The 8,872-nt window shown below is 72.6% G+C and carries 3 protein-coding genes and 1 pseudogene; 1 reads left to right on the top strand and 3 read right to left on the bottom strand.

Annotated elements, in window-relative coordinates; genetic code table 11:
• From ACXJKL_RS08195 to ACXJKL_RS08185, 3 genes are all read right to left on the bottom strand, one after another.
• Positions 1–701 (bottom strand): hypothetical protein (locus ACXJKL_RS08195; protein ID WP_457206569.1); only part of this gene is annotated, 701 nt, incomplete at its 3' end.
• 7 nt (positions 702–708) lie between these two features.
• Positions 709–1,677 carry an AAA family ATPase gene (locus ACXJKL_RS08190; protein WP_457206568.1) on the bottom strand — a complete coding sequence of 323 codons (969 nt, stop codon included), beginning with the start codon at positions 1,675–1,677 and terminating at the stop codon, positions 709–711.
• Positions 1,678–1,716: 39 nt separating this feature from the next.
• On the bottom strand, positions 1,717–7,947 hold the full coding sequence (locus ACXJKL_RS08185; protein ID WP_457206567.1) for an Ig-like domain-containing protein: 6,231 nt from the start codon (positions 7,945–7,947) through the stop codon (positions 1,717–1,719).
• 174 nt (positions 7,948–8,121) lie between these two features.
• Here ACXJKL_RS08185 and ACXJKL_RS08180 point away from each other — a divergent pair.
• Positions 8,122–8,872 (top strand): annotated as a pseudogene (locus tag ACXJKL_RS08180) (hypothetical protein); the annotation flags it as partial.

Here is an 8,872-nt window from a genome sequence, read left to right as displayed (position 1 = left end):
AGGTACTGCCGCACCAGCAGGGCCGACTCCCCCGTCGAGGCCATCACCTTGGCCGAGGAACGCCAGTGGATGTGGCGGAGGTCGTCACCGGGGGCGTACTCGCGCAGGGCGTGGAAGGCGAGGTCGCTCTGGGAGACCGCGTCGGTCGAGACCCCCTCGAGGTCGCGCAGGAGCCCGGCGCCCAGCGAGTCGAGCGGCACCATCGGGGGCCGCACGAGGACCTCGCGCACCGGCGTCCACACCACGTCGCGGGAGAAGATGCCGATCGGGTCGCCCCGGCGGGTGGTGGCGGGGCCGACCCGGATGACGCCCCGTCGCTCGGTGCGGATGGTGAACGACTCCTCGTGCACTCCCCCGGCCGGCAGCGAGCCGATGCCGTAGCGGTGGATCGAGGAGCCGACCGGCACCTCCAGGGTCGTCGGGAGCAGCCGTCCGGAGGCGATGTTGCGCACGACGACGCCCGCCGCCACCGAGTCACCCGCGGCGACCCGCTCCGGCTCGAGGCGCAGGTCGACGTCGACCGACGTACGGCCGAGGAGGAAGGGTGCCGCGACCGCGAGCAGCAGCAGGCAGGCGGCCGCCAGCACGGCCATCTCCCGCCAGCCCGCGAGGGCCGCGACGTACGCCGCCCCCACCCCGATGCCGAGGACCAGCCACCCCGTGGGGCGCACGATCGTCAGCAGCTCCTTCAGGCGCTCCATGGGCGGCTCAGGCCACCCGGTCCGTGGGCGGTGCGACCGAGTCGAGCAGGCGGCCGATGACGGTCTGCACGCTCACGCCGCTGAACTGGGCCTCGGCGTCGAGCAGCAGGCGGTGCGACAGCACGGGCTCGGCGAGCTCCTTGATGTCGTCGGGGAGCACGTGGTCGCGTGCGTCGGCGGCCGCCCAGGTCTTGGCGACCCGGATGAACGCCAGGCAGCCACGGGGCGACAACCCGAGCTTGACGTGCGGCTGGCGACGCGACTCCTCGGCGAGCTCCGCGACGTAGCCGACGACGGCCGGGTCGACGTACACCTGGTCGGCGAGCCCGCTCATCTGGGAGATCGTGTCGGCCGTGATCACCGGGGTGACCAACGAGGCGCGGTCGCGCACGGCGGCGTTGACGAGCAGCTCGACGGTGGCGGCCCGGTCGGGGTAGCCCATCGACGTCTTCATCAGGAAGCGGTCCAGCTGGGCCTCGGGAAGCCGGTAGGTACCGGCCTGCTCGATGGGGTTCTGGGTGGCGATGACGAGGAAAGGCCGACCGACCGAGTGGGCCACGCCGTCGACGGTGACCCGGCTCTCCTCCATGACCTCCAGGAGCGCGGACTGGGTCTTCGGCGACGCCCGGTTGATCTCGTCGGCGAGCACGATCGTGTGGAAGATCGGGCCGGGGTGGAAGTCGAAGGTCCCCTTGTGCTGGTCGTAGACGGTCACCCCGATGACGTCGGAGGGCAGCAGGTCGGGGGTGAACTGGATCCGCGCGTGGCTGCCCTGCACGGTGTTGGCCAGCGCCCGCGCCAACATCGTCTTGCCGGTGCCCGGGAAGTCCTCGAGCAGGATGTGGCCCTCGGAGAGCAGGCAGGTCAGCGCCAGTCGCACCACGTGGCGCTTGCCCAGCACGGCCTTCTCCATGTTGGCGGTCAGCTGGTCGAAGGTCTCCTTGAACCAGTCGGCCTGCTCGTGCGAGATCGTCATGGACTGCCCTCTTCGTGTCGTTCGTGGGTGGCCATCGCGCTACTGCGGCCATTTCAGGGTGGAGCTGACCTCTTGGCTCCGGTCGGACGTGAAGCAGCTCACCGTCACGTCCTGGCCGGCGTAGAAGTACCAGGGTGTGTTGTCCGAGGTGTCGGTCGCACCGAAGCCGCGACGCTCGAAGGTGATGACCCACGGGATCGGGTTGCGCGCCTCGCAGGTGTAGGGCTCGACGAAGTTGGAGGTGACGATCCTCAGCTTGCCGCAGGAGTTCTCGGTGCAGGAGAAGCCGTCGGCGCCCGGGCCCTTGCACGTCGGGTTCGACTCTGGAAGGTCTCCGCAGATGGTCCACTCCGACAACCCCAGGGTCGGCTGGGGCGGGGGCGCCGAGGTGGCGTCGCCGTAGAAGGTGTGCTCCCCACGGTTGCCCGGGTTGTCGTCGAAGAACACGAAGCTCATCCGTTGGCGCTCGCCGTAGCGCGCGGTCGCGACCTGCTGGGTGGTGACGGAGAAGGRGCCCGCAGGGAGGGAGATGACCTGCACGGCTCCGCCCTCGGCCTGGAACCTGATCGCTGCCGGGTCGCCGTTGCTGGTGCCCGAGATCGTCCAGCTGATCTGCTTGCCGTCCACGTTCGCGGCGTAGCGGATGCTGTCGCGCGAGAGCGGTCCGTAGGTCTGGACGGTCTTGACGTCCGAGAGCGAGCACCCGCGCTGCGCCTCGAACTCGTTGCACATGCGCAGCTGCACGGACTGCGGTGCGTCGTTGGTGGAGGTCGCGACGTTCTGGCTGAGGACCTGCCCGGCAGCGAGGGTCCCCTGCCAGACGACCTGCCCCGAGACGAGGATGGCGGCAGCGCCCTGCTTGCCCCGTGGGTCGGGGGCGACCGCCTCGACGTGCACCTGCTGGTTGGCCCCCGTCGCGGCGGCCGACCACGCACCCCAGTCCGCGGGCCGGCCCACGGCCTGGAACGTCGCGGGCTGGCTGGGACCGGACGTGTTCTCCGTGTTGTGCGCCTTGACGGTGTAGGCGTAGGCGGTCCCGTCGTAGGCGATGCCCGAGTGCACGCAGGACGTGGCCTGGACGCGGGCGCAGCCGGGGACGGTCTGCGTCCCGGTCGGCGTCGCGTACGTGAGGGTGTAGAGCGTCGCCCCCGGCCCCTCGGGCAGCGTCGCCGGCCACGTGACGCGCACCGACGTCTGCGCCGCGCCGGACTCGAGGTCCACGACGGCGGGCGTGCCGGGAGGCGCGGGCGTCCCCATGGGCTGGAACGGCTCGGAGGTGCGCGGGGGCGAGTAGTTCACCTTGTTGAGCGCCTTGACGGTGAACGTGTACTGCGTGTTGTTGTCGAGGTTGCCGGCCACCAGCGACGTCTGGTCACCCGGCACCGTCTGCGGCTGGGCGCCCTGCCACGTGACGGTGTAGCTGAGCACCTTGGAGGTCTGGGTCGTGGGCGGGTTCCAGGCGACGGTGATCGTGTGGTCGCCGCGGGCCTGCATCCGGATGTTGTCCACGCGACCCGGTGCCGTGTCGGCGAAGGCGGACTTGGAGACGCCGCTCCACTCCCCCGGGCCGACCTTGTTGATGGCCCGGACCTTGAACCGGTAGGCCTTGGCGTTCTCGAGCCCCCCGAAGTCGCACTCGTTGGTGCGGCAGGTGATGGTCCGGTTGTTGCGCAGCTCCTGGACCTCGTAGCCGGTGATCGGCGACCCGCCGTCGTCCTGCGGCGGCGTCCAGCCCATCGAGATCTTGTTGGACTGCGGCGCCGGGTACGGGCGCGGCGGGCCGGGCGCACCGGGAGTGCCGCGGACCTGGAACTCGATGCGGCCCTCGGCGGTCCGCTGGGGGGTGTCGGAGTCGGCGACGTCGGACATCACGATGCGGAAGGTCGAGGTGCCCTGTGCGTCCGGGCCGGCCTTGAGCGTCACCGACGAGCCGCTGTGGCTCGCGCTCACGCCCGAGCCTCCGACGGGGTCGACCGACACCACGGTCGGGTCCGGCTGGGAGACCCCGGGCTCGAGGTACGGCGAGAGGTCGACGGTGCGGGACTGGCCGGCCTCCATGTCGTCGACCCGGATGGGCAGCAGCGACGGGGGCGGGGCGTCGGCGAGGCGGAAGCGGATCTCCTCGGCGTTGCTGTCGCCGGCGGTGATCGTCAGGACGGCCGTGCCGCCCTCGGTGGCGTCCTCGGCGGCGCTGACGCGCAGCACCGGGCTGCCGTTGCCGCTGACGGACACGCCCTCGACGGCCTGGCTGAAGCTGCCCTCGTAGTCGAGACCGGGGGCGTCGGCGGGGTCCAGCGTCCAGACGTTGCACAGGGAGGCGATGTCGAGGTCGTAGTCCTGCCCGGCCGAGATCGGGATGGTCGCCTCGGGGCACTCGAGCTCGGGGGTGTCGTCGCCGACCTGCACCGGGACCGACAGCAGGGCGGTGTAGCCGTCGGTCGGGTCCTGGGGGTCCTCGTTGCCGCTCGGGTCGGTGGCGGTCGTGACCTCGAGCAGGAGCGCCCCCGGGCCGCGGTAGTCGGCGGTGGACGTCAGGGTGAAGCCGCGTTCCCCGTCCGGCGACGGCTGCAGCGCGGCGGGAGAGGCACTGACGGCGCGCTTGCCGGTCAGGCGCAACGAGCCGCCGGAGGGGTTGACGACGAAGTCGTCGAGCTTGCCGGAGAAGTCGCCACCGCGGTCCAGCTCGATGAGGGCGTCGGGCCTGACGTAGGGGATGCCGGTGCCGGTGGGCGGCACGTAGAGCGACGCGGTGGCGGACGCGCCGTCACCGTCCTCGACCCGGAACGGGACCACCAGCGGGGCGGTCGCGCGGTCGGCCTTGATGCGGTCGCCGGCGATGCGGGCGACGTCCGGGTCGCCGAGCACCTCGGCCACGACGAGGTCCTCCACCCGACCGTCCGGGTCGTAGGCGCCGTCGAGCACGCCGACCGTCACGCTCTCGCTGTCGTCGGCGCGACCGAAGGCGTCGTACACCACCGGAGGGTTGTTGTAGCTGGCCGCGGTCTCGAGCTTCATCACCGCACGCGACCGGGCGAGGCCGTTGGTGATCGAGTAGACGACCGACACGGCGGGGGCGTCCACCCGATCCGGGGCCGGGACGCTCACGAGGCTCGTCTCGGGGTCGAGCCGCACGCCCTCGGGCGCGTCGACGAGCTCGATCCGGACGTCGTCACCCTGGGCGACGTAGTCGTTGGCCAACGGGTCGAAGGTGGCCGTGCGCCCGGGCTCGACGGTGAGCTGGTCGTCGACGGCCAACGGGCTCTGCGGCTCCTCGGGGGGTACGACGACGATCCGCACGGTCCCGGTCGCGACACCGCCCCGGGTGTCGACCACCGAGTACGCGAACTCGTCGGTGCCGACGGTGCGCGGATAGGCCTGGTACTCCAGGAAGTTGCCGCCGAAGTCCACCAGTCGGCCCTTGCGCGGCGCCGACGTGATGCCCGCGATGGTCACCGGGTCGCCGTCGGGGTCGATGCCGCTGCCGGCCAGCCGCACCTTCACCGAGTCGCCGGAGACGACACGCGACTCCAGGGTGGGCGGCTCGGGGGCGGTGTTGGGTCCGTCCGCCGGCGTGATGGTGACGGTCAGCCGTCCGGGGGACGTCTGGCCGGTCGTGTTGACGGCGATGTAGGGGATCTGGAAGGAGTCCCGCTCCGTGATGTCGGCCGGCGCGACGTAACGCACCGTCCGGCCCGAGACGAAGGCGCGGCCCACGTCGCCCTTCACGTCGATCGGGGCGATGACCTCCAGGGCGCCCGGCGACCCCTCGACCACGTCGCCGAGGAGGGACAGCCGGTCCCCCGACGGGGAGAGGTCGTTGTCGAGCACGGGTGCGGTCACCGACGTGCCGGCCCGGACCGTGACGCGGTCGGCGGCGGTGACGGGAGCGTTGTCCTTCGGCACCGGGCGCAGGCTGACCGAGACCTCGCCCTCCGCGCCCGAGCGGGGGCCGTTGCTGATCGTGTAGGTGACCAGCTGCGGGTTGGGCGACAGGGCGCCCTGACGCGCGGAGACCCGCAGCCAGCGGCCGTCGATGATCGCCACGTCGAGCTGGTTGGGGTCGTCGGCCACGGCCCGCTGCACGGCGAGCAGTCCCCCGGCGGGGTCGAGGTCGTTGGCCAGCACGTCGACGATGGCGGCCGACTGCCCGTAGACCGTCACGGTGTCGGGCATCGCGACCGGGTCGCGGTCACCGCGTGCGGGCTGGACGTCGACCCGGATGGTGCTGCCGTCGAGGGGCGCGTTGCCGTATGCCGCGTCGTAGTCGAGGAAGAACGTCCCGGCCTTGGTGCCGGTGAACGTGATGATGCCGTTCTCGGCGTCGGTCCGGATCGTCGCCCCGGACTGCTCGGGCAGCCTGCCACCGAGCGCCAGGTCCGCGTCGGGCGTCGAGGGGTCCGAGCCGGGCAGGTCGTTGAGGAGGGGACGGATCTTGATGGRCTGGCCCACCTCGCCCCGGACCACGTCGGGCTCGGCGGTGGCGGCGAACGCCTCCTGGTCGAGCTTGCCCTGCACCTGGAAGGTCATGGTGCGCCGGACCGGGGCGGAGCGCCCGTCGGTCACCGAGTAGGCGACCTGCACGGGCTCGCCGCCGTCGCGCGGGGCGGTGAACCGCACCCGGCCGTCGGAGGTGGTGCGTGCGACGGCCCCGGTCTGCTCGCCCCCGATCGCGGTCGCGGAGTCGAGCACCACGGTGTCGCCGTCCGAGTCGTCGCGCCAGTCCGAGAGCACGGGGACCGAGAGCGCCCCGGCCGCCGGCACCCGCCAGAAGCGGGGCTCGTAGCCCTCGCGGGGCTCGGGCGCCCGGTTGTCGCCGTCGCCCCGGACGCCGACCGTCACGGTGGCGTGCGCGGAGAGGTCCCGCCCGTCGTCGACGTAGTACTCGAACGACGTGCTGCGGGCGCGATCGGGCAGGGAGAGCACGATGGTCTGGCCGTCCGGGCTGATCTCGGCCCGGGCGTCCCCCACCGGCTCGTCGACCTGCACGATGCTCAGCAGCCGCCCGTCCGGGGCGGAGTCGTTGTCGAGGGGGTGCAGCACGGTCGTCCGGCCGGGGCGCGCGCCGTACTGGTCGGGCTTGGCCTTCGGCGGTCGGCGGTCGCCGTTGCTCTGCTCCTGGTTCTTCTTGTCCTCGTTCTCGACCTTCTTGGTCGCGGTGAAGGCGTTCCAGTTGTCGATCTTCTGGGGCTCGAGGTCCTCGACGTCCCACACCGAGCCGGTGGTGCCGTCGTTGAGCACGATCTGGCCCCGGTTGACGCGGAACGCCAGGTCGCGCCCCTTGCCGCCGAGGGTGGAGACCGTCGGCTCGTCGGCTCCGCACCGTACGGCGACCGTGCCCAGGCCGCCGGACCACGCGGCGTACTGGCAGGCGCCGAGGCGCACGGGCTCGGCGGGCTGGCCGTTGACGCCCTCGGTCACCACGGTGGTCCCGCCGGTCGCGAGATCGACGCTCATCAGGCTGCCGCGGCTCGCGACGAGCACGGCGTCCGCGTCGGGACCGGGCTGCTGGAGCACGGCGTCCTCGGGGACGCTGGCGCTCCCCCCGCCGAGCACGGTGAGCGCGCCCGCGGCGGAGTCGAGGGTGACGACGGTGTCACCCACCGTCGTGACGGCGGTGGGCTCGCCGGCGGCCTCGGGGAGGTCCTCCGTGCGGGGCTTGGCGAAGGCGTCCCCGTCGGGGACGACGTAGGTGACGGTGCGGTCGGACGCCGAGGTGACCACGACGGTGCCGACCAGGCTGACCGCGAGTGCCGCGCCCTCCCCGACCTCCTCGAAGGGGTCGGCCTGGCGGTCGGCACCGGTCACCAGCGACCGTCCGGTCACGCTGTCCATGTGGGCCACCCAGATGCCACCGGTCTCGGCGTCGACGGAGGCGAGCGTGCCCCCCGCCAGCTGCACGTCACCCGCGGAGGGAACCGAGATCCGGCCGTTGGGGTCGAGCTCGGCGGTGACCGGGTCGATCACCTGGGCGGTGCTGGCCCGCTCGTCCACCGCCAGCACGGCGGCGCCGTCCTGGACGACGTCGAGCGGCAGGTCGCCGCGGTCCGCGAAGACGACGGCGTCGAGCTGGTTGATCGGCTTGTTGATGCGGCCGTGGATGCCGTCCTTGCCGTTGACGACCCAGATGCCACCGTCGTTGAGCTGCGCCTCGTGAGCCTGGTAGCCGTCGGCGGCGACGGCGTACGTGAGCACGGCGCCGGCGGCGACCGCCAGCGCGGCGTTGGAGGCGATGGCGGTGCGGTGCCGTCGCAGGAAGCTGACCCGTGCCACTGGCAGCCCCCTACCGCGGAATGAACGTCCGTCCCCCGACGGCGCAGGATGGAGCCTAGGTACAGCGCGCGCGGCGGACAAGTTGAGCAAGAGTGGCACGCTGGGGCTCCGAGCAATGACACTATCGGACTAGTCGGTGGGTCACGCGCACCGAGTGAGGAGAGGCTCGTGGTCGTGGAGACCAGGTACGCCGCAGGGGACGGCGTCCTGCTGGGAGCCGGCGACCTCTGGGTCCTGGTCGCCGATCCGCGCGACGACGACGTGCTCGAGGACGTCTGGGCCGTGCTGACCGGGTCGCGGCCGGTCACCGGCACGGTGACCGAGGAGATCCTCGCAGTCCTGGAGAAGGCCTTCGAGGGAGACCCGCCCGCGCTGGCCGTGGTCGACCTGTCCTCCGGGGTCTCGTCCAGCGTCTCGCGGGGGCGCGGCCACGTCCGGGTGCGGGGTGCCGACCGCATCCTGTCACTCGACGGCGGCACCGACCCCGGAACCCTGCTGCCCACCCGCCGACTGGTGGGCGGGGTGGTCGCCGCCTCGCGCGCCGAGATCCGGCCGCTCGCGCACCGGACGGCGCCGTCGCCGACCGCTGCGGTGGCCCCACCGCCCCCGGCGCCCGGCATGATCGACGGCATCCCCGCCGCCATCCTGGCGGCCACCGGGCCCGAGGGTCCACCGCCGGTACGGCCCCGGCGCCGCGTCGAGGCCCCGCAGCCGGGTGTCGCCTCGGCCCCTGTCCCGGGTCCTGCCTCGGAGGACACCGGGTCCCTGCACGACACCACCGAGCCCGACCCGGCGTTCATGGAGCGCATCCTGGAGGGCGGCCGCACGACCATCCACTCGGCCCAGGGCACGACCGCCGCCCCCGAGGCCGACGACCACGACGGCGCCACCGTCCACCGTCCCGACACCACACCCCACCTGCGAC

The sequence above is a fragment of the Nocardioides sp. P5_C9_2 genome (assembly GCF_054049555.1).
This window is presented reverse-complemented; position numbering and strand designations above follow the sequence as displayed.